Below are 21,321 nucleotides of genomic sequence, written 5' to 3'. Positions count from 1 at the left end.
CCCGTCGTGCTCGCTCCCGAGCGCGCGACGAGAGGACGACATGGCCACCACGAGCGACGCCCCCGCGACCGGAGAGGCCGGCGGCACCTCCCTGCGCCGCCGCATCACCGGCCCGCTGCTCTACTTCTTCATCCTCGGCGACGTCCTCGGCGCGGGCATCTACGCCCTCATGGGCACGCTCTCGGCGGAGGTCGGCGGCGCCGTCTGGATGCCCCTCCTGCTCGCGCTCGGCCTCGCGCTGCTGACCGCCGGCTCCTATGCCGAGCTGGTGACCAAGTACCCGAAGGCGGGAGGCGCGGCGGTGTTCGCGCAGCGGGCCTTCAAGCGCCCGATCGTCTCGTTCCTGGTCGGCTTCGCCATGCTCGCGGCCGGAGTGACCAGCGCGGCCGGCCTGTCGCTCGCGTTCGCCGGCGACTACCTCGGCACCTTCCTCGACGTGCCGACCGTGCCGACGGCCATCGTCTTCCTGATCCTCGTCGCGTGCCTCAACGCGCGGGGAGTCGCGGAGTCGCTGCTCAGCAACACGGTGATGACCGTGATCGAGGTCGGCGGCCTGCTGATCGTGATCGGATGCGTCGCGCTGCTGGTGGCGGGCGGAGGCGGCGACCTCGCCCGCACGGTCGAGCTCAGCTCCGAGCAGGCGCCGGCGCTGGCGGTGCTCGGCGCGGCGATCATCGCGTACTACTCCTTCGTCGGCTTCGAGACCTCGGCCAACATCGCCGAGGAGATCCGCGATCCCAGCCGCGTCTACCCGCGCGCGCTGTTCGGCTCGCTGCTGACGGCCGGTGCGGTGTACGTCCTGGTCGGCCTGGCGAGCTCGATCGCGCTGCCCGCCGACGAGCTGTCCGGATCCTCCGCCCCGCTGCTCGACGTCGTGACGGCGAGCGGAGCCGGGGTGCCGGCGTGGCTGTTCAGCCTGATCGCGCTCGTCGCGGTCGCCAACGGAGCGCTGCTGACGATGATCATGGCGAGCCGCGTCACCTACGGCATGGCGAAGGACGGCCTCCTCCCGGACGTGCTCGGCCGCGTGCTGCCGAAGCGCCGCACGCCGTGGGTGGCCATCGCGGTGACCACGCTGGCCGCATGCCTCCTGACCCTGGTCGGCGATCTGGCGACCCTCGCCGAGACCGTGGTGCTGCTCCTCCTGCTGGTGTTCATCAGCACGAACGTCTCGGTGCTCGTGCTGCGGCGCGACAAGGTCGAGCACGACCACTTCCGCGTGTGGACGGCGATCCCCGTGCTCGGCGTCGCCTCGTGCGTGCTGCTCCTCAGCCAGCAGGACCCGATCGTCTGGCTCTACGCGGGGATCCTCCTCGTGGTCGGAGTCCTCGTGCACCTGGCGACCCGCCGCTCCTCCCGCCGCACCGCCTGATCCGCTGACGGTCCCGGCGGGGCCGCCGCTCCGCCGGACCGTCCCTCCCGACCGCCCCAACCGCTCCGCTCTCCCCGCGACCGGTCAAGCCCCTGGGCGGACGGCCGTCCGGGGCGTGGGATGGGGGGAACGGAAGGAGCACGAATGACCGACACACCCTCCCGCGAGGAGCTGCCGCTCCCCGACTGGAACGACATCCCGCTCGGCACGCTCGCGGAGCGCATCCGCCCGCTCGACGAGGCCGGCCTCGTCGTGCTGCTCGCCTACGAGGAGGCGCACGGGCACCGCCTGCCGGTGACGACGATCCTGCACTCGCGCCTCGAGCAGCTGCGCGGGGGAGCGGAGCCGGCAGGCAGCGTGCCGGAGTCGCTGCCCGAGGTGTCCCGCTCGTCCGGCTCGCCGGTCTCGCCGGCGACGTCCGGTCCGCCGGTCAACCCGCCCTCGCACGGAGTGCCGACGAACCCGGCTCAGCCGCGCTGACGGCGGCGGGCGGAGTCGCGGTCGCGGCGGCTCCGCTCCCGCCGCGCGCTGCCCAGGGCCTGCTCAGCGCGCACGGGCAGACTGTCCGGAGCCGACGACGGCGACCGGACGAGGGAGCAGTACCCGGAACGCGACAAGACTGACTCGTAGGAGCTGTCATGTCCTGGATCGTCCTCATCCTCTCCGGTGTCCTCGAGGGCGTGTGGGCCACCGCCCTCGGCAAGTCGGAGGGATTCACCCGGCTCGGCCCGTCGGTCGTCTTCGGCGTCGGCGTCGTCGCGAGCATGGCCGGCCTCGCCTACGCGATGCGCGAGCTGCCCACCGGCACCGCGTACGCGGTCTGGGTCGGGATCGGCGCTTCGCTGACCGTCCTCTACGGCATGTTCTTCGGCGGCGAGGGCTTCTCGCTCGTGCGCACGCTGCTGGTCCTCGGGATCGTCGGCTGCGTTGTCGGCCTGAAGCTCGTGCACTGACCTGGCAGCCGTCCTCTCCTCCGCGACAGGCCGCTCCCGTACGCGACACGCCGACGGAGGCGCGCCGGACTGGCATCTCGCCGAGGGTCCGAGGCCGGTGGTTGCAGGACGCCGCGCGTTCCACCTAGGCTCGGCGCATCAGGGGAGAACGATCGTTCTACGGTTCTCCCCGCCCCCCCAAGGAGGACTCATGCCCACTCGTACCGCACGCACCGCCTGGAACGGCTCGCTCGAGACCGGCGAGGGCCAGGTCGAGCTCTCGAGCTCGAAGATCGGCACCTACGACGTCTCGTTCCCCAAGCGCGCCGCCGACGACGCCAACGGCTCGACCAGCCCCGAGGAGCTCCTCGCGGCCGCCCACTCCGCCTGCTACGCGATGCAGTTCTCGGCCGTCCTCGGCCAGGCCGGCGGCACCGTCGAGGCGCTCGACGTCCGCGCCGACGTCTCGCTCGGCCCGGACTCGGCCGGCGGATTCAAGCTCACCGGCATCAAGCTCGTCGTGAGCGGCGAGGTCTCCGGCATCGACGAGGCCGCCTTCCTCAAGGCCGCCGACGAGGCCAAGGAGACCTGCCCCGTCAGCAAGGCGCTCACCGGAGTCGACATCACGCTCGACGCCACCTTCGAGGGCTGAGCCCCTCCGCACGTCCGTAGCACCCCGTCGCGCATCGCGGCGGGGTGCTCGTGCGTCCGGCGCGGCGTATCGAGACCCCCGCCCCCACCGGCCGCCCGGCGCCCCCTGTCGTCAGACCGCCGCCGGCGCGTAGCGGAAGCCGGCGCCGAGGTGCTCCTCCGGCAGCCGGTCGCCGCGGCCGTGCAGCTTCTGGCGGAGGCTGCCCTCGACGTACTCCTCCGGGTACGCGCCGCGGCTGCGCAGCTCCGGCACGATGAACTCCACCACGTCCTCGAAGGTGCCGGGCGTGATCGCGTAGGCGAGGTTGAACCCGTCCACGTCGGTCTCCTCGACCCACTCCTGCAGGTGGTCGGCGACCTCCGCGGGCGAGCCGACGACGAACGGGCCGAGCCCGCCGATCACGCTGAGCTTGGCGATGTCGCGGACCTTCCACTCCGAGCCGTCCTCGTTCGCCTCCTGGAAGTTGGCGACGGCCGACTGGATCGCGTTGCTCTTCACGTTGCCGATCGGCTCGTCGAGGTCGTACTGCGACAGATCGATGCCCATCCAGCCCGACATGAAGACCAGCGCCCCCTCCTCGCTCCCGTAGGAGAGGTAGTCGCGGTGCTTCTCGTGCGCGGCCTCGCTGGTCTCGGCGGTGATGATCGTCAGCAGCGTGTAGATCTTCGCGGAGTAGCGGTCGCGGCCGGCCGCCTCGAGGGCGTCGCGGATGCGCGAGACGGTCGCCTTCAGGCCGGCCTTCGTCGAGGATGCGACGAAGATCGCCTCCGCGTTGCCCGCCGCGAAGCGGATGCCGCGCGGTGAGGCTCCCGCCTGGTAGATGACGGGGGTCCGCTGCACCGACGGCTCCGAGAGGTGGATGCCGGGGACGGTGAAGTTCTTGCCGCGGTGCCCGATCTCGTGCACCTTCGCCGGGTCGGTGAACACGCCGGACTCGCGGTCACGGACGACCGCGTCGTCCTCCCACGACCCCTCCCACAGCTTGTAGAGCACCTCGAGGTACTCGTCGGCGACGTCGTAGCGGTCGTCGTGCTCGAGCTGGTCCTCGTGGCCCATGTTGCGGGCGGCGCTGGGGAGGTAGCCGGTGACGACGTTCCAGCCCACGCGGCCTTTCGTCAGGTGGTCGAGCGTCGACATGCGCCGCGCGAACGGGTACGGGTGCTCGTAGGCGGTGCCCGCGGTGATGCCGAAGCCGAGGTGCTCGGTCGCGGCGGCCATCGCCGAGACGAGGAGGATCGGGTCGTTGACGGGGACCTGCGCGCCGTGGCGGATCGCCGCCTCGTTCGAGCCGCCGTAGACGTCGTAGGTGCCGAGCACGTCGGCGATGAAGATGCCGTCGAACGTGCCGCGCTCGAGCAGCTTCGCCAGGTCGGTCCAGTACGAGAGGTCCTTGTAGCGCCAGGACTGGTCCTGGGGGTGGCGCCACATGCCCGAGGACTGATGGGCGACGCAGTTCATGTCGAAGGCATTGAAGCGGATCTGGCGGGTCATGGAGTCGATAGTGCCCAGCGGAGCCGCGAACGGGTACCGAGCGCGACGCACGGCGTCACAAAGCGACGCCCGTCGAGGCGCCCGGCAGGTCTGGGTGGTCGGCGACGTCCTCGACGAGCTGGCCGACCTCGAGGACCGCATCGGCAGCGCGATGATCGAGAGTCGGAACGGGTGATGCGCCGGGGCGCACCGCCCCCGTCCGCCGACCGGGCGGCTCCTCCTCCTACGCCAGCTCGCGCCCCAGGAAGCGCACGTGCTCGCCGATCTGGAACGCCTCGCCGCCCTCGTGGCCGTTGAAGGGGTAGACGCGGATCTCGCGGGGTCCGGCATAGCGGTTGTAGGAGGCGTAGACGGTGGACGGCGGGCAGATGTCGTCGCGGAGCGCCACCGAGAACAGCGCGGGGGACTGCGCGTAGGGGGCGAAGGAGGTGCCGTCGAAGTACGAGAGGGTGTCGAACACGCGCGCCTCGGCGCCGCGGTGGGTGTGCAGGTACTGCACGATCTCGCCGTACGGCATCGTGTCGACCAGCCGCACGGCGTGCGGGATGTGGGAGAGGAACGGCACGTCGACGATCGCCGCGCGCGCCGACTCCGACTCGCCGAGCAGGCCCAGGATCCCCGTGACGGCCAGGGCGATCCCGCCTCCCTGGCTGCCGCCCGAGACGGCCACGCGGGAGGCGTCGACCGCGGGGTGCGCGCGCAGCACGTCGAGCGCTCGGACGGCGTCGGTGAAGACGCGGCGGTAGAAGTGCTCCGCGGGCGACTCGATGCCCTGCGTCATGAAGCCGGAGACGTGCGGCCCGCTGCCCACCGGGTCGGGCGTCGCTCCGGAGCGGTGCCCGGACCCCTGGCCGCGGGTGTCCATGACCAGGTGCGCGTAGCCGGCGGCCGACATCGCGGTCCACTCCGCGAGCTGCCCGCGGCCGCCTCCGTAGCCGATGAAGGTCACGAGCCCGGGGAGGGGGCCCTCGATGCCGCGGGGGAGGATCAGCCACGCGCGGATCGGGTGGCCGCCGAAGCCGGAGTAGGTGACGTCGAAGGTGTCGAGCAGTCCGAAGCCGGCGTCGACCCGCTCGAGGCGCGGCTCGGTCGCGACGGCCCTCGCCTCGGCGATCGTGTCGCGCCAGAACTCGGCGAACCCGGCGGGCTCGGCGATCTCGGGGGCGTACTGCTCGAGGAGGTCGAGCGGGAGGTCGTACTGCGGCATCACGGACTCCTTCTCGGGCAGCGGCGCCCGAGGACCGAGGCTACTGGAGGGACGGGCCGACCTGGGTGCGGCGTGGGAGAACGCCGCAGAGCGGAATGCCGGGGCACTCTCCGCGTTCTCCTCAGCATGACGACGTACGGAATCATCGGAGCAGGCAACATCGGCAGCCAGGTCGCACGGGCGGTCATCGCCCTCGGAGACGAGGTGGTCATCGCGAACTCGCGCGGCCCCGAGACCCTCGCCGACCTCATCGCGGAGCTCGGCCCGAAGGCCCGCGCCGCCACGGCTCAGGAGGCGGCCGAGGCCGCCGAGATCGCCGTGGTGACGGTGCCGCTGAAGAACCTCGAGGAGGTGCCGGTCGCCCCGCTCGCCGGCAAGATCGTCCTCGACACGAACAACTACTACTTCGAGCGCGACGGCCGCATCGAGGCGCTCGACAAGGGCGAGACCACGACCAGCGAGATGCTCCAGCAGCACCTCCCGGAGTCGAAGGTCGTCAAGGCGTTCAACCACATCATGGCCGCCGACATCACCACCGACGGCACCCCGGCCGGCACGCCCGACCGCCGCGCTCTCGCGACGTCGAGCGACTACCCCGAGGCGATCCACTTCGTGACCGACCTCTACGACCGGATCGGCTTCGACACCGTCGCGATCACGCCGCTGAGCGAGTCGTGGCGCGTCGAGCGCGACCGCCCCGCCTACGTGGTGCGGCAGAACCGCGAGGAGCTCGAGGCCAACCTCGCGAAGGCCCCCCGCACGGTCTGATCCAGTCTCTCGGAGGGGAGCGGTGCTGCGGCGCCGCTCCCCTTCTGCATGTCCGGACGGCCTCCGGAGGCGCGCCCGGGACGGCTCCCTCGGCGCTCGCCGCCGCCGGGCCTGCGATAGTCGAGAGGACCAGCCACGCACCAGAGAGCCCCGATCGGGCTCCGAGAGGAGAGGCCTGCCATGCCCTCGACACCCCGTTCCGTCCCCTCCCGCTCCGGGCTCTCGCGCCGCAGCGTCGTGATCGGCGGTCTCGCGGTGCTCCCGCTGCTCAGCGCCTGCACGCCCGACTCCTCCGCTCCGGACGACGCCCAGCAGGAGGCGCCCCGCACCCGCACCGCGGCTCCGAGCGGGCCGGTGGCGCTCGCCCCGGACGCGCTCGCCGCGAGTGCGGCCCTGTTCGCCTCGGCTCCGCTGGTCGTCCTGGTCGAGGACGTCGCCGAGTCCCGCCTGCGCGCCGCCCAGGTGAGCATCGCCTGGGGCGTGCCGCTGCTGGTCGGCTCGGCGGGATCCGGAGCGACGGCCGCCCCGACCGCGGGCGCCGCGGCCGCGGGATCCACGGCTTCCGAGACGCCGTCCGACTCCGCGACGCCGTCCGACTCCGCGACGCCGTCCGACTCGGCGGGTCCGTCCGACTCCGCGTTCCCGTCCGCCATACCGTCCTCCACCGCTCCGACCTCCGACGCCCTCGCCGCCGAGTTCGCCCGCCTCGGCGTGACCCGCGCGCTCGCGATCGGCGACGTCACCGCGCCCGAGGGCGTCGACGTCGTCGCCTCCGCCTCCGACGCGGCCGCCCTCAGCACCGCGTCCGGCGTGACCGTGACCGACCTGGCGCTCGCCGACCTCGCCGCCGCCGCGCCGTCCAACGCCTCCGACGCTCCGTTCGGCGCCCTCCCGGCCCGGGCCGACGCCCTGACCGGCCTGCACGCCCTCGCCCGCGCGCAGGACGCCGACATCGCCGCGCTGGCGACCGCCCGCGCGGCCGGCGTGCCCGTCACCGTGATCGACGGCGACGACCTGCTCGCCTCGGGCGGAGCCGTGACCGCGATCGCCGAGGCCGACGCCTCCTGCACGCTGCTGCTCGGCCCCGTGCTCGCCGCCCAGCCCGAGCCCGAGTGGGCCGTGCGCGCGGCCGCGAGCGGCTGGCAGCTGCCGGGCGGCGGCCAGCGGATGTTCGGCGGGCACCTCTTCGTCGCGATCTACGGCACTCCGGGCGCTCCCGTCCTCGGCGTGCTGGGGGAGCAGGGCCTCGAGCCCACGATCGCGCGGGCGGAGGCGGTGGCCGAGCCGTACCGGGCGCTCACCGACAAGCAGGTCGTGCCGAGCCTCGAGATCATCACCACGGTCGCGGCGGGCGACCCCGGCAAGGACGGCGACTACTCCAACGAGCTCGACGCCGCCGACATCCGCCCCTACATCGACGCGGCGCAGGCGGCGGGGATGTACGTGGTGCTCGACCTGCAGTCGGGGCTGACCGACTTCCTCACCCAGGCGAAGCAGTACGCGGACCTCCTGTCGCTGCCCAACGTCGGCCTCGCGCTCGACCCGGAGTGGCGCCTGCTGCCCGGCCAGAAGCCGCTGGAGCAGATCGGGCGCGTCTCGGCCGCCGAGGTCGACAGCGTGTCGGAGTGGCTGGCCGACCTGGTGCAGAGCGAGGGGCTGCCGCCGAAGATGTTCGTGCTGCACCAGTTCCGGCTGTCGATGCTGCAGGACCGCGACAGCATCCGCCGCGACCGGCCCGAGCTGGAGTTCCTCATCCACGTCGACGGCCAGGGCTCGCAGCCCGACAAGCAGGCGACCTGGGACGCGCTGCACGAGGGCGCCCCCGAGGGCATCGCCTGGGGCTGGAAGAACTTCTACGACGAGGACGCGCCCATGCTCACCCCCGCCGAGACCATGGCCGAGGTGCGCCCCCTCCCCGACCTCGTCACCTACCAGTAGGAGGAGACCGAGGGCGGGCGTCAGCGGCGCAGGAGCTCGCCGGAGACGACGCCCGCCTCGACCTCCTCGAGGGCGCGGCCGCGGGTCTCGGGCACGCGCTTCCAGATGAAGACGAGCGCGAGCAGGCCGACGGCGCCGAACAGGAAGAACGTTCCGGTGATGCCGACGCCGGAGACGAGGGTGGGGAAGAACAGGCCGAGCACCGCGTTCGTGATCCAGTGGCAGAAGATCGCGATGCCGACGCCGACGCCGCGGATCCGCAGCGGGAAGATCTCGGACAGCATCACCCAGGTGACGATGTTGAGGAACGTCTGCATGCTCCCCACGAACGCGACGACCAGCACCAGGATCACGTACGGCCGCGCCGGGTTCCCCACGGGGAGCGCGACGGAGGCGATGCCGATCAGGAAGTGCATCGCGGTGGTCAGGGAGTAGCCGAGCAGGAGGGTCGTGCGGCGGTTCATCGTCTGCATGAGCCGCAGCCCGATCAGGCCGCCGATCACGGCGATCGCCCCGGGTGCGATGTTGGCGACGAGCGCGCCGTCGTGGTCGAAGCCCGCCTCCTTCAGCACCGACTGGCCGTAGTACATGATCGAGTTGATGCCGGTGAGCTGCTGGGCGACTCCGATCCCGATGCCGACCAGCAGGATGCGCACCGCCCAGCGCTCGCGCAGCGCCTGCAGCAGGGGGATCCTCGGGCCGTCCTTCGCGCCGATCGAGCGGGCGATGGTCTCCGCCTCCGCATGGGCCCGGTCGGGCGTCCGGATGGTGGTGAGCACGCCGAGCGCCTCGTCGCGGCGGCCGTGCGCGATCAGCCAGCGCGGCGACTCCGGGACCCGGGTCATGCCCAGCAGGAGCGCTGCGGCGGGGAGCGCGGCGACGGCGAGCATGATCCGCCAGACGCCGGGCAGCTCGCCCCAGACGGTGCCGATGACGGCGTTGGCCACGAAGGCGGCGAGCTGGCCGATCACGATCATCAGCTCGTTGCGGCCGGCGAGCGAGCCGCGGATCTCGGAGGGGGAGATCTCGGAGAGGTAGATCGGCACGACCACCGAGGCGCCGCCGACGGCCAGTCCGAGGACCGCCCGCCCGAGGACCATCACGCCGAAGCCCGGCGCCACCACGCAGACGAGGGCGCCGACGAGGAAGAGCACGGCGAGCAGGCGGATCGTGGTCCGCCTCCCGAGGGCGTCGGCGAGGCGTCCGCCCGAGATCGCGCCGATCGCGGCGGCGAAGAGGAGCGAGCTGGTGACGACCCCCTCGGTCAGCGCGGTGAGGCCCAGCTCGGCCGACATCGGCTCGAGGGCGCCGTTGATGACGCCGGTGTCGTAGCCGAAGAGGAGGCCGCCGAGGGTCGCGATGAGCGCGATGAGGCCGAGACGCCGAGTCGGCGCCTCCAGGGAGGTGGTGGTCATCCGCTCACTCTGACGCATGGCCGCGCGGTGAGCGAACCCTGGACCGTCGGGGGAACCCGGTGTAGCGGATCCCCCCGACGGCCCGGCGTCCCCTCGGCGGCACGGAGGAGGAGGGAGCGAGCGGAGGGGGCGCTCAGGAGGAGACGCGCGCGCCCTCGCGCAGGCCCTCCTCCTTGGCCTGCTGCACCAGGGCGGCGATGCGACGGCGCGAGCGCGAGCGCCCGGCGAGCAGCGCCGCGAGGATGAGGGCGACGCCGAGGATCACGAGCAGCTGCGGGACCGGCACGGCGGCGACCGTGATCGACTCCGTCACGGGAGCGGTGGCGACCGGCTCCTGATCGGCGGCGGCGACGGTCGGTGCGATGGTCAGGTCGGCGCCGACTCCGAAGAGGGGCCAGATGCCGTCGAGCTGCACCGAGACGCTGCGCCGATCGCCGGGCAGCAGCTCCTGCTGGGGCGCGTCGGCCGCGACGACGGGGGCGGTGGCGCCCTGGGCGCTCGCCGTGCCGTCGAGCAGCAGGCGCACGTTGCCGGTGTTCACCACGTCGGCGACGAGCGAGAGGGAGCCGGGCTGGAACGGGTTCCAGGAGAGGCGGTAGTCGCTGGCCAGGTCCTCGACGGAGAAGGAGGGGGTCACCTCGCCGGTCACGCGGGTCATCACGCGGAAGCCGATGCGGCTCTCCACTCCGACGTTCGCACCTCCCGCCTCGGTGCCCTGCGAGAGCACGGAGGCGGCGATGCCGGCGGCGTGGTCGCCGGGGGTGGCGTTGTCGGGGACCGTCACGGTGAACGGCACCACGCCGCTGCTGCCCGGATCGACGGTCACGGTCTCGGGGGCGGAGATCCACAGCCCGGCGTCGACCGACTCCTGGTCCGAGTTGAGCATGTTGAAGCGGCCGGTGTCGGTGAAGTAGCCGTCGGCGCTGGTGATGCTGAAGGTCACGGGCTGGTCGCTGAGGTTCCGCACGACCGCCTCGTCCGAGGCGCTCGCGCCGGGGGCGAGCTCGAGCTCGACCCACGCGCGCTTGTCGGGGACGCCGTCGGTGGAGGGGCTGACCGCCCAGGTGATCGCTCCGTCGGCCGCGACGGCCGCCGGAGCGACTCCCGCGCCGAGGAGGGCGACGATCAGCGCGAGCAGCGCGGGGAGGAGCGGGCGGCGGGGAGCGGCGGAGCGGCGCGGAGCAGTCATCAGAACCTCATGGTCGCACGGGGGAAGCACGACGCGGCCGGGCGGGCGGGCCCGGCCGCGTCGGCCGTGGTGGGATCGCGGCCGAGGGAGTGCGTCCCCCGGCCGCGACGGGTCACTCGAAGAGCGACAGGGTGATGGTGGACGAGTACGCGCCGGCGTCCACGTTCACGGGGGTGCGGAGGAAGAGGTCGGCGTCGGCGCTCCAGGAGCCCTCGGGGTTGACCTGCTGGGAGTTGCTGGCGACGATCGCGAGCAGCTCCTTGCCCTTCAGGCCGACGCCGTTGACGCCGCCGTCGATGGCGGTGCCGACCTCATCGCCCGCGGCGACCTCGCCGAGGTCTCCACCCTCGACCAGGTCCGGGGTCCAGCCGAGGTTCTCGGCGCCGATGGTCGAGCCGTCGGCCGACGTGAAGTCGCTCGCCGTGCCGATGACGTACCACGCGGAGTCGGGGGAGACGTCCGCGGCGTCACGGGTGTCGGTGACCGTGACGGTGGGCAGGGTGCCGGTGAACTGGCGGCGGACGTTGTCCGAGCCGGTCTCGGTCAGCGTCGTCGAGTCCGCGGCGACGGTCATCGAGAGGGCGCCGGTCCCGGGGAGGTCGGCGATGTCGACGTTGACGTCGACGTCGTCGTTGCCGTAGTTGGCCTCGGCGGCGAAAGCCGTTCCGGCGACTCCGAGCAGGAGGACGCCTCCGGCCAGTCCGGCGGCTCCGCGGATCAGAAGGGATCGGGTGTTCATGTCGGGTGTTCTCCGTTCTCCGGCCGGCGTCGTCGCCGGCTCGATCTCAGTGGGTGTGGGTCGTGCCCGCGGGTCAGCTGCAGCTTGCCGCGGAGTAGGGGGCGGTCGTGGAGGCCGTGGCCGGCTTCCCGCCGATGAACGCGGTCGCCGTGGCGGTCGCGGATCCGTCGGTCACGCTGGTCGCCCGGGTGGTGAAGGCGGCCGAGACGGTGGCGCCGGGAGCGACGTCGGCGAAGCTCTTGGAGCCCCACGTCGTGCCGATCACGATCTTCGCGGCGAAGGCGTTCGGGTTCGTGGCGGTCGCGGTGACGACGATCTTCCCCGCGACGCAGCGCGTCGTGGCGGTCGTGGTCACGGCGATCCCGGGTGCCGAGTCGGTCACGGGGCCGACGGAGGCGGAGGCCGTCGCCGGCGTCCACTGCGGCTTCGCGGCGGTCACGGCCACCGAGATCGTCGCTCCGCGGTCGGCGGCGGTGAGCGTGTAGCTCGACGCCGTCGCCCCGCTGATCGCGGTCCCGCCGCGCTTCCACTGGAAGCCGGTCGCCGTCCACGGGGAGGAGGCGGAGGCGGTCAGCGTGCTGCCCACCGTCGCCTTCCCCGTGATCGAGGCCGCGAGCGGCGCGGAGTCGACGATCGTCTGCGCCGCGACGCTCGTGAGGGTCGGGACGACCTTCTGCATGAGACCGGTCGTCTTGTCGAAGGTCACCCGGTCGATCGTCGTCTCGCGGTGCTGGCCGTCTCCGCCGGGGATGGCGAAGCGGTGGTAGGCGATGTACCAGTCGTCCGTGCCGGGCACGTTGACGATCGAGTTGTGGCCCGTGGCGAGGATGCCCTGCGACGGGTCCTTCTCGAGGATCACGCCGCGGTAGGTCCACGGTCCGTCGACGCTGGTCGAGGTCGCATAGCCGACCTTGTAGTTCTCGGAGCCGGTGTCGTCGATCGAGTAGGTGAGGTGGTACAGACCGTCGCGGTAGTTCAGGAACGCACCCTCGCGGAAGTCGGTCAGACCGCTGATCTTCTTGATCGTGCCGGTCTTGATCGAGAGCATGTCGTCGGACAGCTCGCCGTAGAGCGGGTCGCCGTTGCCCCAGAAGAGGTAGCTCTTGCCGGTCTTCGGGTCGGTGAACGCGGCGGGGTCGATCGCCTGGCCGGACCGCACGGACTCGCCGTTGGTGATCATCGCGGTCGGCTGCGCCGTGAACGGTCCCATCGGGCTGTCCGCGACCGCGACTCCGATCGTCTTGCGGTTCAGCGAGGAGTTCTCGCCGGAGAAGTAGAAGTAGTACTTCCCGTTCTTCTCGGTGATCGTCGGCGCCCAGGCGTTGCCGGTCGCCCACGGCACGTTGCCGTTCGCGCCGTCCAGCGTCAGGAAGGGCTGCTCCGAGCGGGTCCAGTCGATGAGGTTCTTCGAGGACCAGGCGTAGAAGGTCTTGCCGCCCCAGCCGGCGAAGCCGTCCGAGGTCGCGTACAGGTAGTAGGTGTCGCCGAAGACCGCGATGTTCGGGTCGGCGTTCAGGCCTGCGAGGACGGGGGACTTCATGACGACGGCCTTCAGGGTCCAGGTGGTCGCGGTGCCGCCGGCGGCGGGCGTGAGCACGACCGTCTGCGGGGTGGAGAGGTCGCGGACGGTGCCGGAGGCGGGGCTCGCCGTGACGCCGGCCGCGGTGGAGAAGGTCGGGGTGAGCTTCGTCAGGTCGGTCCCCGGCTTCACCGGGAAGGTGACCGTCCTGCTCGCCGAGTCGACGATCGGGGCCGTCTTCAGGACGTCGCCGCTGAGCGACAGGTCGACCAGGGCCGACGTGTTGCCGGAGGCGGCGAGCACCTCGGAGGCGCTGAGGGCCCGGTTGTAGACCGAGAACTCGCGGATCTGGCCGCGGAAGCGGTTGTCGGCGTCGTAGTTCGAGCGCCCGATGTAGTTCGCCGAGGTGGAGCCGCCGCCGATGTCCTTCGGGTCGGTCGTGACGGTGCCGCTGGCGACCTTCACTCCGTCGAGGTAGATCGTGCCGGTGGTGCCGGAGAGCGTGTACGTCAGGTGCGCCCAGGTGCCGCGGGGGAGGGCCGAGCCGCCGGCGACGGTCTGCTCGGTGGTGTAGTTCCCGGTCGCGATGCTGGTGCGGTAGTTGTTGCCCGAGGTGAAGAGGTAGCCGTCGCCGGCGCCGTTCGTGGTGTTGCCCAGGCCGTAGAGGAAGTAGGCGCCGCCCTGCGCGGGGTCGATCCAGACGTCGGACTGGATGGTGAGGTCCGTCACTCCGGCGAGCAGGTCGTTCGGCAGCTTGACGTAGTCGTCGGTGCCGTCGAGCTGCAGGGCGCCGTCCTTCCAGGTGCCACCCGAGGGCAGCGTGCCGTTCTGGTTGTTGCCCGAGCTGTCGCGCACCGTGGTGCCCGAGCCGCCGTCGAAGGTGTAGCGGAGGATCTCGCCGGCCGCGTTGACCGGCTTCGCGGCGGGGCCGGTGCTGCTGGTGCCGTAGGCGGCCGTCAGGCGCGCCTCCTCAGCGCTCGAGAGGCGGAGCACCGAGCCGTGGCGGAAGGGCTTCGAGAACGAGTACGTGTTCGCGCCGGTGGTGCCGACAGGAAGCGCCGTGAACCGCATGTCCGCGAGGGTGTCGGTGACGTAGGCGGAGTAGCCGAACGAGTCGCCCATGACGACCCAGCGGCCGTCGGGCAGCTGGTAGACGGTGAGGCCCTCGAGGTGGTCGGAGAGGCCGCGGGACTTCTCCTCGCCGAAGCCGATCACGCGGGTCCAGGGGCCGGCGAGACTCGGGGCCTTGTCGACGACCGTGCGCCAGTCGGCGGTGGAGAAGCGGTAGTACGTGTCCCCCTCCTTCGCGATGGTCGTGTCGATGATGCTGCCGCGGCTCCCGCCGCCGGCGGCGGGGTTCTCGTCCAGCCAGACCTTCGGGGTGGAGAAGCCGACGAAGTCGCGCGTGGTCGAGACGTAGACGCGCTGGGCGGAGGCCCCGCCGGTCAGCGTCTTGTCGCGGGCGGCCCAGTAGACGTAGTACTGGCCGGTCGCGTCGTCCCAGATCGCCTCAGGAGCCCAGACGTTGCCCGCGTCGGGGAAGCCGGCGAAGACGATGCTCTGATCGCTCCAGTTCACGAGGTCCGTCGAGCGCCAGACGACGAGGTTCTTGCTCGCGTTGGTCTGGTCCCAGGTACCGCCGGGAGCGGTGCCCTCGGCGTGCAGGTCGGTGCCGATGATCCAGTACTCGTCGCCGGTGGGGGAGCGCACGAGGTGCGGATCGCGGACGCCGAGGGTGCCGCCGAGGTTGGCGAGCACGGACTTGTCGTTGTTGAGCTTCGACCAGTGCAGACCGTCGGTGCTGGAGCCGAAGTAGATCTTCTCGTAGTCGGTCGAGGCGAAGTGGGTCCAGAGGTAGCCCGCGTCGTACTCGGTGTCGAGGTCCGCGGGAGCCGCGGTCACCGTGACGGGCAGCTGCCGGGTCGCGGTCGTGCCGGCGATCGTCGCGGTGAGTGTGACGGGCGTGGCGGCGGACCGGCGCTTCACGACGCCGGTCGTGCTGAGCACGGCCGAGTTCGAGGAGGCCCAGGCGACGTCGTAGGAGCCGGCCTTCGCGGGCAGCGTCACATTGCCGCGGACGTCGCCGGAGTTGACGATCGAGAGGGCGTCGAGCGCCTTCTGGGCGTCGGCGTTCACGTCCTTGGCGGGCACGGTGGCGGTGAAGGTGCGGGTGGCCGTGGCCGAGCCGCGGGTGGTCGTGGCGGTCAGCTCGACCGAGGCGACCCCGGTCGCGGGCGGCGTGACGACTCCGCTGGTCGAGACGACCGCGGAGTTGCTCGAGGCCCAGGCGATGGCGGAGCCGTTGGGGCCGGTCGTCGGGAGGGTGAGGTTCGCGGAGACCGAGGAGAGGCTCCCGAGGTCCAGGGCGGCGGAGTCGCGGGAGACGCGCGTGCTGTCCGGGGCCTGGAGGGTCGCGACGTCGGCCGCGCTGAGCGCCGTGCTGTAGACGCGGAAGTCGCGGACCGAGCCGGCGAGGGTCTTGTCCGCCGTGTAGACGGAGCGGCCGATCGCGTTCGCGGTGGTGGTGCCGTTGCCGATCGCGGCGGGAGTGATGGTCACTCCTGTCTGCTGCGCGACCTGGGTGCCGTCGAGGTAGAGGCGTGCGGTGTCGCTCGCGTCGTCGAGCGTGTAGGTGAGGGTCTTCCAGACGCTGCGCGCGAGGTTCGCGTTGGAGTTGACGGTCTGCTCGGTGGTCCAGTTGCCGGTGGCGATCGAGGCCTTGTAGCCGTTGCCCGTCGTGTAGAGGTAGCCGTTCCCGGCGCCGTTCGTCGTGTTGCCGAGGCCCCAGATGAAGTAGGGCGTGCCCTGGTTCGCGTTCACCAGGACCTCGGTGCTGACCGTGATCGAGTTCAGGCCCGCGAGCAGGTCGTCGGGCAGCTTGACGTAGTCGTCGGTCCCGTCGAGGGCGACGCCCGCGGCTCCGCGAGGAGCGGCTCCGTTGACGAGCGTGCCGGTGCGGCCCTTGCCCGAGCTGTCGGCGACGGTCGTGCCGCTCGTCTCGTCGAGCGCGTAGCGCAGGACGAGGCTGTCGGAGGGAGCTGCGCTCGCCGACTGGGCCGTCAGAAGGGGGACGGTGAGGGCCACGGCCGTCACGAGGACGAGTGGTCGCAGGAAAGGCTTCATCGCGCTTTGCTCCAGGGTCGGCACCATTGCTGAGGGGAGGGAGTGTGCCGGCTTCGTACGCGGCAATGTTCACGGTAACACTATGTTGACGACAACGTGAAGAGCCTAACCGGATCATTTCCCGACACTCCAGAGGAGAGGCGAACCGGTTCGACGAATCCCGAGTGCATCCTGGAGCGACGCGTACGCCGATGTCCGGTCGGATCAGCCGCGGTCGACGTCGCGCGAACGTCTCAGCGCGCGGTCCATCGCCCTCAGCGTCCGGAAGCCGGCCCGCTCGGCCACGGCCGCGCGAGCCGAGGGCGAGAGCGACGGGCTCGCGGCGAGCAGCGACGCGGCGAGGTGCACGCGCCGCTCGCGGAGGGTCGCGGCCACGGTCGTGCCCCGGCGGTGGAAGGCGCGGTCCAGCGTCGCCCGCGAGACGCGGAGCCGCATCGCGAGAACGCCGGCGGTGAAGTCCGCGTCACCCGCCTCCGCATCGATGACGGCGATCGCGCGGAGGAGGACGCCCTCGAGTCCGTCCTCCGGACGGGCGGGCGGCAGGCTCTGCTTGATCAGGGCCGACGCGGTCGCCTCGAGCGCCCGGCGCAGCTCGCTGAAGCCGGGATCGCCCGCCGCGAGGTCCGCGTTGAGGGTCGCGTTGACGAGGGAGACGAAGGCGCCGCTGTAGCTGTCGGCGGCGAGCAGGGTGCAGGACGGCCCGTCGGACTGTGCGCTCGTGAGGCCGAGCCTGCCCCAGGACGTCCTCAGCGCCAGCCAGGCGGAGTCCTCCTCCGCCCGGAACCGAGCGGAGTCGTCGCGTCGGAGGAGGGCGAGCCCGCCGGGCCGCAGACGAGCGACCTCGAGAGGGCCGTCGACGACGATCTCGCCGGCGACCGGGACGATGAGGTCGACCTCGGCCCGGTCGGGGGCGGGGAGGGGCGGGTCGGTCCGGAGCGTGCCGGGTGTGTGCCAGAGGCGGCTCAGCCGGAAGCCGTCGACGGCGAGCACGTCCCCGGCGAGGTGCAGGGGCGGAGCTCCGTCGCTCGCCCAGCCGAGGCTCCTCAGCCACGCCTCCACGCGGGGACCGCTCAGCTGCAGCGTCTCGACGAGACCGCGCGGGGCGGCCGGCTGCTCGGAAGCGGTCACCGGGCTCCTTCGCAGCGGGGACGGGGTGCGCGGGCGGTGACCACGTTAGGCCGGGGGAGGGGCGCCGAGACGGGGTGGCGCGTTCCTCCTCGGACGAGGCGCCCGTCCTCGGCGGGAGGGCGGAGGCGGCCCTCCTCGCCCGCGGTCCGGCAGGACGCGGGCGGAGAGGACCGCCGGGCGCGGATCAGCGGCAGTCGGTTCTCGCCTTGATCCAGTGGGGGTTCAGCGCGCCGTCTCCCTGGGCGGTGATCCCGGCCGCATCGGGGCCGGTGCTGGCACCGGAGCCGATCTTGGTCCACGTGTTCTGCGCCGTGCTGTAGTACCAGATGTCGCCGTTCGCCTTCACGGAGACGTTCCCATCCGCTCCCTGACCGTAGGTGCGGACGAACCCGGAGTTCTCCGGAACGGTCGCGAGCCGGGTGCCGTACTGCAGGACCCCGTCCTTGATCCAGTGGATCTCGAACGTCCCGCCCGGCCGCTGGGTCAGTCCGGCGGCGCTCGGCTCGGTGATGGCTCCGGTGCCGACGAGGTCCCAGACGTTGCCCTGCGGGGTGTACCGCCAGATATCGCCGTTCGACTTCACGGCGATCGTGCCGCGGGTGCCGAGGCCGTAGACGCGGACGAATCCGGAGTTGGTCGGCACCGTGGCCGCTGCGGTGCCGTACTGCAGGACTCCGTTCTTGATCCAGTGGACGTTCAGGGTCCCGGCCGGGTTCGCGGAGATGCCGGCCGCGCTCGGCTCGGTGCTGGCGCCGGTGCCCAGAAGGGTCCACTCGTCGGCCTGGCGGTTGTACCGCCAGATGTCGCCGTTCGCCTTGATGGAGACGTTCCCGTCCGCGCCCTGACCGTAGGTGCGGACGAATCCGGAGTTGTTCGGAACGGTCGCGAGCGCCTTGCCGTACTGGAGGACTCCGTCCTTGATCCAGTGCGCGTTGTAGGTTCCGTCCGGCTGCTGCGTGAGCCCGGACGTGCTGGGCTCCGTGGAGGCGCCCGTGCCGAGCTTCTGCCAGCCGTCCGACCGCCGGTACTGCCAGATGTCGCCGTTCGCCTTGACGGAGACGTTGCCGTTCACACCCTGCGAGGAGGTGTGGATGAATCCGGAGTTGTCGGGAACAGTGGCGAGGCCCGTGCTGTACTGCAGGTCGCCGGTCTGGCGGACCGGGAACGGGGCGTTCGTCTTCGCCGAGCCGCCGAAGGCGAGGGCCGAGCCGGTCGAGGGGCCCGCGATGACGCCGCCGACCGGGATGGTGGCGACTCCGTTCGCGTCGGTCACGAAGGTGTCGGTCCCGCTCCCTCCGAAGCGGAAGCCGGGCGGGGTGTTCACCCGCACGGGGACGTTCGCGACGGTGCCGCCGGTGAGGGTCAGCGTGATCGGCGCCGTGTTGGGCATGCACGCGATCATGGTCGGGATGGAGCTGAACACGAGGGTCTGCGTGGCAGAGGCGGCGGCGGCCGGGGTGGCCGTCGCTGCGGCGATCACGGGCAGGGACCAGGTGGCGCCGGCGACGACGGTGCGTCGCCTCAGCGGACCCTGCTCAGCGGGAGAGTTGTCGGAAGTCACAGTGAAGCTCCTCGGTCTGTCTTCTCGCCGGCGGCCTGCTCGGAGGACGGTCGTCGTCCGCTCGGCCGCTTCGGCGGGTACGACGGGCGCCGTACCGCTGGGGAGTCTTCCCGCGGGCGGGCGGTCGGCCCAAGCGCTCGGGGGCAGGTGAGGAGGAAGTGGCGCTGCCGTGAGGAGGGAGTGGTGAGCTCCGACGCCGCTCCGAGTCGCGATCGCCCTCCTGACCCGGTGATCCCGTCGGTCGCACGCTGCCGCCGGGGCGCCGCCGGCGCGGTGAGCGGGAGCGTCGCCGTCCGCTGTGACCGGTCCGGTGACAAACGGAGCACGCGCGGGCTGCGAATCACTCCTGTGGTGAGGCGTCAGCGTGCCCGCGAGGAGGGGGCGCCCGATGAGGTCGAGATCGGCCGAGATGTACCGGCGGATGGCCGAGCACTGGAACGGCGTGGAGGCCCGTTCTGGACTGCGGGTCGAGGCGACGGGCTCGCTCGGCTTCGAGATCGCCAGACTGTGGATCCCCGGTGGCTGCGTTCTCGAGCAGAAGCCGCAGTCGCGCTGCCCGCCGGGCGCGCATCTGCTGCTGGTCGTCGAGGGCGGAGGACGCATCCGACAGGACGGACGGATGCTCGAGTGCGGCAGTGGTGATCTGGTGGTCATCGACGCGGAGCCGCGGACCGGGGCGCGCTTCCCCCGCTCGACCGTGATCTACGCCTGGGTGCTCGGCGAGCGGGCGCTGGAGCAGCGCTGGATCACGGAGCGCTTCGGCGAGGTCCTGCCCGTCGCCGGCTGCTTCCTGGCCCCGGCGCGGGCGCTGATGAACGGTCTCCTCGACGGCGACCCCGCTCTGGCGGAGCAGCCCGCCGTCGCCCGGGCGGGCGAGGCCTTCCTGAAGGAGCTGGTCGAGAGCTCCGCGCCGCGCAGACGTCCCCGCGCCGAGGAGGTCTACGGGGAGGCCATGGCCCTCATCGAGGAGCGCCACCGCGATCCCGCCCTCACCGCCGCCCGGCTCGCCCGCGAGCTTCTGGTGTCGGAGCTGACGCTGGCTCGCGCGTTCTCCTTCCTCGGACGCACGGCGGACGACGAGCTCGAGCGGCGCCGGGCGGGGACCCTCCTGCTCCTGATCGGCGGGCGGTCCCTGGCGATCGCCGACTTCGCGCGCGCAGCCGAGGAGGCGGGCTTCGCCTCCGTGGGGAGCGCTCACCGCGCGCTGCGGCGGCTCTCCCAGCGCCGCTGACCGTGCGGTCCTCCCCGCCGTCCTCCCGGTCCGGCGACGGCGAGCGGCCGGATTCCGAGCGCGAGGCGCGGAGGCCTGGGAGATCCGTGCGAACCAGCGGCGGTAATCGACAGATGAGGGATTCTGTTCGTTTGACGCGGAGGAGGCGGGAGATGGGGGCCGCAGAGGAGCGGACGCGGGCGTTCGCTCGCGCCTGGGACGAGCGCGGGACCGGCGCTCCCGGTCTGCGGATGGACGCAGCGGATGGACCGGGACTCGCGCTGACGCGGGTGTGGGGGCCGAACGGGATCAGGGTCGCCCCCTCGCCGTCGGTCGACAGGGCGGACAGGCCGGCGGGCGTTCACATCTCCCTGATCGTCGAGGGCGGGGGAGAGGTCGTCCTCGACGAGGGCGTGCTCGAGGCGACGCCGAACAGCGTCCTGCTCCTCGACGCCAGGGTCCCGGCGCGCATCGACTACCGGCGGCCCACCCTCTCGTACACCTGGAGTTTCGACGCCGCCGTGCTCGAGCACCGGTGGGTCCGCGAGCGGATCAACGAGGTCGTGCCGGTGCGCGAGTCGGTCTGGACGCCTGCCCGCGCCCTCGCGAACAGCCTGATCGAGGACGATCCGGCCGTGCTCGGCGCCGCCGGCGTGAGGCGGGCGAGCGAGCTGCTGCTGGAGGGGATCGTCGAGCACAGCGCTCCGCGGGTCCGGATCCGGGGCGCCGACCAGGTCTACGCGGAGGCGATCCCGGTGATCGAGGCACGCCACCGCGACCCGGCGTTCTCCGCCGCGGTGCTCGCCCGGGAGCTGCTCGTCTCCCCTCGCATGCTCGCGGAGGCGTTCGCGTTCCTCGGCCGCACGCCGGCGGAGGAGATCGCGACGCGTCGGGCGGGCACCCTCCGGCGCCGCATCGGCCTGCGGCGGCGGGGCCCTGCCGACTTCGCCCGCCTCGCCGAGGAGTGCGGCTACGGCACCCGCGAGCAGGCCGCGCTGACGCTCAGCCGCTCCGCCTCCTGAGGCCGGCGGAGCGCCCCGGACACGACGGCGCCCCCTCGTCCGCGGAGGGACGAGG

At 72.2% G+C, this 21,321-nt stretch carries 17 protein-coding genes and 1 riboswitch; of the genes, 9 read left to right on the top strand and 8 right to left on the bottom strand.

Annotated features, from left to right (window positions below; translation table 11 throughout):
• The first annotated feature begins 40 nt into the window (after nt 1-40).
• The 4 genes from C5C25_RS05985 (at nt 41) to C5C25_RS05970 (ending at nt 2,956) form a co-directional block, all read left to right on the top strand.
• Nucleotides 41-1,372 carry an APC family permease gene (locus C5C25_RS05985; RefSeq protein WP_104227025.1) on the top strand — a complete coding sequence of 444 codons (1,332 nt, stop codon included), beginning with the start codon at nt 41-43 and terminating at the stop codon, nt 1,370-1,372.
• A 144-nt stretch (nt 1,373-1,516) separates the two neighbouring features.
• Nucleotides 1,517-1,852, top strand: a complete 336-nt coding sequence (locus tag C5C25_RS05980; RefSeq protein WP_104250040.1) for a hypothetical protein — start codon at nt 1,517-1,519, stop codon at nt 1,850-1,852.
• 85 nt (nt 1,853-1,937) lie between these two features.
• A riboswitch (guanidine-III (ykkC-III) riboswitch) is annotated at nt 1,938-2,001 on the top strand.
• A 9-nt stretch (nt 2,002-2,010) separates the two neighbouring features.
• Complete coding sequence (locus C5C25_RS05975) at nt 2,011-2,325, top strand: multidrug efflux SMR transporter (protein WP_104250039.1); 315 nt, start codon at nt 2,011-2,013, stop codon at nt 2,323-2,325.
• A gap of 190 nt (nt 2,326-2,515) precedes the next feature.
• A complete protein-coding gene (locus C5C25_RS05970; protein ID WP_104247811.1) occupies nt 2,516-2,956 on the top strand; it encodes an OsmC family peroxiredoxin in 441 nt (146 codons plus the stop codon).
• A gap of 111 nt (nt 2,957-3,067) precedes the next feature.
• Here C5C25_RS05970 and C5C25_RS05965 read toward each other — a convergent pair whose 3' ends face one another.
• Complete coding sequence (locus tag C5C25_RS05965; protein WP_104222379.1) at nt 3,068-4,447, bottom strand: LLM class flavin-dependent oxidoreductase; 1,380 nt, start codon at nt 4,445-4,447, stop codon at nt 3,068-3,070.
• Nucleotides 4,448-4,457: 10 nt separating this feature from the next.
• Between C5C25_RS05965 and C5C25_RS16465 the strand changes: the two genes are divergently transcribed.
• Nucleotides 4,458-4,622 carry a hypothetical protein gene (locus C5C25_RS16465; RefSeq protein WP_181133644.1) on the top strand — a complete coding sequence of 55 codons (165 nt, stop codon included), beginning with the start codon at nt 4,458-4,460 and terminating at the stop codon, nt 4,620-4,622.
• 48 nt (nt 4,623-4,670) lie between these two features.
• Here the strand turns inward: C5C25_RS16465 and C5C25_RS05960 are convergent, their stop codons facing one another.
• Nucleotides 4,671-5,654: an acetylxylan esterase gene (locus C5C25_RS05960; protein WP_104250038.1), complete on the bottom strand. Its 984-nt coding sequence runs from the start codon at nt 5,652-5,654 to the stop codon at nt 4,671-4,673.
• A gap of 126 nt (nt 5,655-5,780) precedes the next feature.
• Here C5C25_RS05960 and C5C25_RS05955 point away from each other — a divergent pair, with 126 nt between their 5' ends.
• Nucleotides 5,781-6,422, top strand: coding sequence for an NADPH-dependent F420 reductase (locus C5C25_RS05955; protein WP_104227021.1), 642 nt, complete (start codon nt 5,781-5,783; stop codon nt 6,420-6,422).
• A 180-nt stretch (nt 6,423-6,602) separates the two neighbouring features.
• On the top strand, nt 6,603-8,360 hold the full coding sequence (locus C5C25_RS05950; RefSeq protein ID WP_104250037.1) for a hypothetical protein: 1,758 nt from the start codon (nt 6,603-6,605) through the stop codon (nt 8,358-8,360).
• A 20-nt stretch (nt 8,361-8,380) separates the two neighbouring features.
• On the opposite strand, the gene C5C25_RS05945 is transcribed toward C5C25_RS05950, so the two are convergent.
• From C5C25_RS05945 to C5C25_RS05920, 6 genes are all read right to left on the bottom strand, one after another.
• Entirely contained in the window at nt 8,381-9,775 is a 1,395-nt protein-coding gene (locus C5C25_RS05945; protein WP_244229508.1) for a sugar porter family MFS transporter, read from the bottom strand.
• 133 nt (nt 9,776-9,908) lie between these two features.
• Complete coding sequence (locus C5C25_RS05940; protein WP_104222384.1) at nt 9,909-10,964, bottom strand: WxL protein peptidoglycan domain-containing protein; 1,056 nt, start codon at nt 10,962-10,964, stop codon at nt 9,909-9,911.
• Nucleotides 10,965-11,076: 112 nt separating this feature from the next.
• Nucleotides 11,077-11,703 (bottom strand): hypothetical protein, encoded by a 627-nt coding sequence (locus C5C25_RS05935; protein WP_104250035.1) that lies wholly within the window; start codon nt 11,701-11,703, stop codon nt 11,077-11,079.
• Between the two features lie 73 nt (nt 11,704-11,776).
• Complete coding sequence (locus tag C5C25_RS05930; RefSeq protein ID WP_181133643.1) at nt 11,777-16,345, bottom strand: family 43 glycosylhydrolase; 4,569 nt, start codon at nt 16,343-16,345, stop codon at nt 11,777-11,779.
• Nucleotides 16,346-16,549: 204 nt separating this feature from the next.
• Nucleotides 16,550-17,473 carry a helix-turn-helix domain-containing protein gene (locus C5C25_RS05925; protein WP_104250033.1) on the bottom strand — a complete coding sequence of 308 codons (924 nt, stop codon included), beginning with the start codon at nt 17,471-17,473 and terminating at the stop codon, nt 16,550-16,552.
• A 184-nt stretch (nt 17,474-17,657) separates the two neighbouring features.
• Nucleotides 17,658-19,034 (bottom strand): hypothetical protein, encoded by a 1,377-nt coding sequence (locus C5C25_RS05920; protein WP_104250032.1) that lies wholly within the window; start codon nt 19,032-19,034, stop codon nt 17,658-17,660.
• A 388-nt stretch (nt 19,035-19,422) separates the two neighbouring features.
• On the opposite strand from C5C25_RS05920, the gene C5C25_RS05915 reads away from it, so the two are divergent.
• Complete coding sequence (locus C5C25_RS05915; RefSeq protein ID WP_104250031.1) at nt 19,423-20,265, top strand: AraC family transcriptional regulator; 843 nt, start codon at nt 19,423-19,425, stop codon at nt 20,263-20,265.
• A gap of 152 nt (nt 20,266-20,417) precedes the next feature.
• Nucleotides 20,418-21,266, top strand: a complete 849-nt coding sequence (locus C5C25_RS05910; RefSeq protein ID WP_104250030.1) for a hypothetical protein — start codon at nt 20,418-20,420, stop codon at nt 21,264-21,266.
• Nucleotides 21,267-21,321: the final 55 nt, after the last annotated feature.

This window comes from Rathayibacter sp. AY2B9 (genome assembly GCF_002931595.1).
Lineage (GTDB): Bacteria > Actinomycetota > Actinomycetes > Actinomycetales > Microbacteriaceae > Rathayibacter.
Note: the sequence above shows the minus strand (reverse complement) of the source record. Positions and strands in the feature narration are given on the sequence as shown.

Excerpts from the sequence above, each read along its gene's own strand:
- C5C25_RS05985 (WP_104227025.1), top strand. The coding sequence starts at position 41 with ATGGCCACCACGAGCGACGCCCCCGCGACCGGAGAGGCCGGCGGCACC.
- C5C25_RS05980 (WP_104250040.1), top strand. The coding sequence starts at position 1,517 with ATGACCGACACACCCTCCCGCGAGGAGCTGCCGCTCCCCGACTGGAAC.
- C5C25_RS05975 (WP_104250039.1), top strand. The coding sequence starts at position 2,011 with ATGTCCTGGATCGTCCTCATCCTCTCCGGTGTCCTCGAGGGCGTGTGG.
- C5C25_RS05970 (WP_104247811.1), top strand. The coding sequence starts at position 2,516 with ATGCCCACTCGTACCGCACGCACCGCCTGGAACGGCTCGCTCGAGACC.
- C5C25_RS05965 (WP_104222379.1), bottom strand. The coding sequence starts at position 4,447 with ATGACCCGCCAGATCCGCTTCAATGCCTTCGACATGAACTGCGTCGCC.
- C5C25_RS05960 (WP_104250038.1), bottom strand. The coding sequence starts at position 5,654 with ATGCCGCAGTACGACCTCCCGCTCGACCTCCTCGAGCAGTACGCCCCC.
- C5C25_RS05955 (WP_104227021.1), top strand. The coding sequence starts at position 5,781 with ATGACGACGTACGGAATCATCGGAGCAGGCAACATCGGCAGCCAGGTC.
- C5C25_RS05950 (WP_104250037.1), top strand. The coding sequence starts at position 6,603 with ATGCCCTCGACACCCCGTTCCGTCCCCTCCCGCTCCGGGCTCTCGCGC.
- C5C25_RS05945 (WP_244229508.1), bottom strand. The coding sequence starts at position 9,775 with ATGACCACCACCTCCCTGGAGGCGCCGACTCGGCGTCTCGGCCTCATC.
- C5C25_RS05940 (WP_104222384.1), bottom strand. The coding sequence starts at position 10,964 with ATGACTGCTCCGCGCCGCTCCGCCGCTCCCCGCCGCCCGCTCCTCCCC.
- C5C25_RS05935 (WP_104250035.1), bottom strand. The coding sequence starts at position 11,703 with ATGAACACCCGATCCCTTCTGATCCGCGGAGCCGCCGGACTGGCCGGA.
- C5C25_RS05930 (WP_181133643.1), bottom strand. The coding sequence starts at position 16,345 with ATGAAGCCTTTCCTGCGACCACTCGTCCTCGTGACGGCCGTGGCCCTC.
- C5C25_RS05915 (WP_104250031.1), top strand. The coding sequence starts at position 19,423 with ATGAGGTCGAGATCGGCCGAGATGTACCGGCGGATGGCCGAGCACTGG.
- C5C25_RS05910 (WP_104250030.1), top strand. The coding sequence starts at position 20,418 with ATGGGGGCCGCAGAGGAGCGGACGCGGGCGTTCGCTCGCGCCTGGGAC.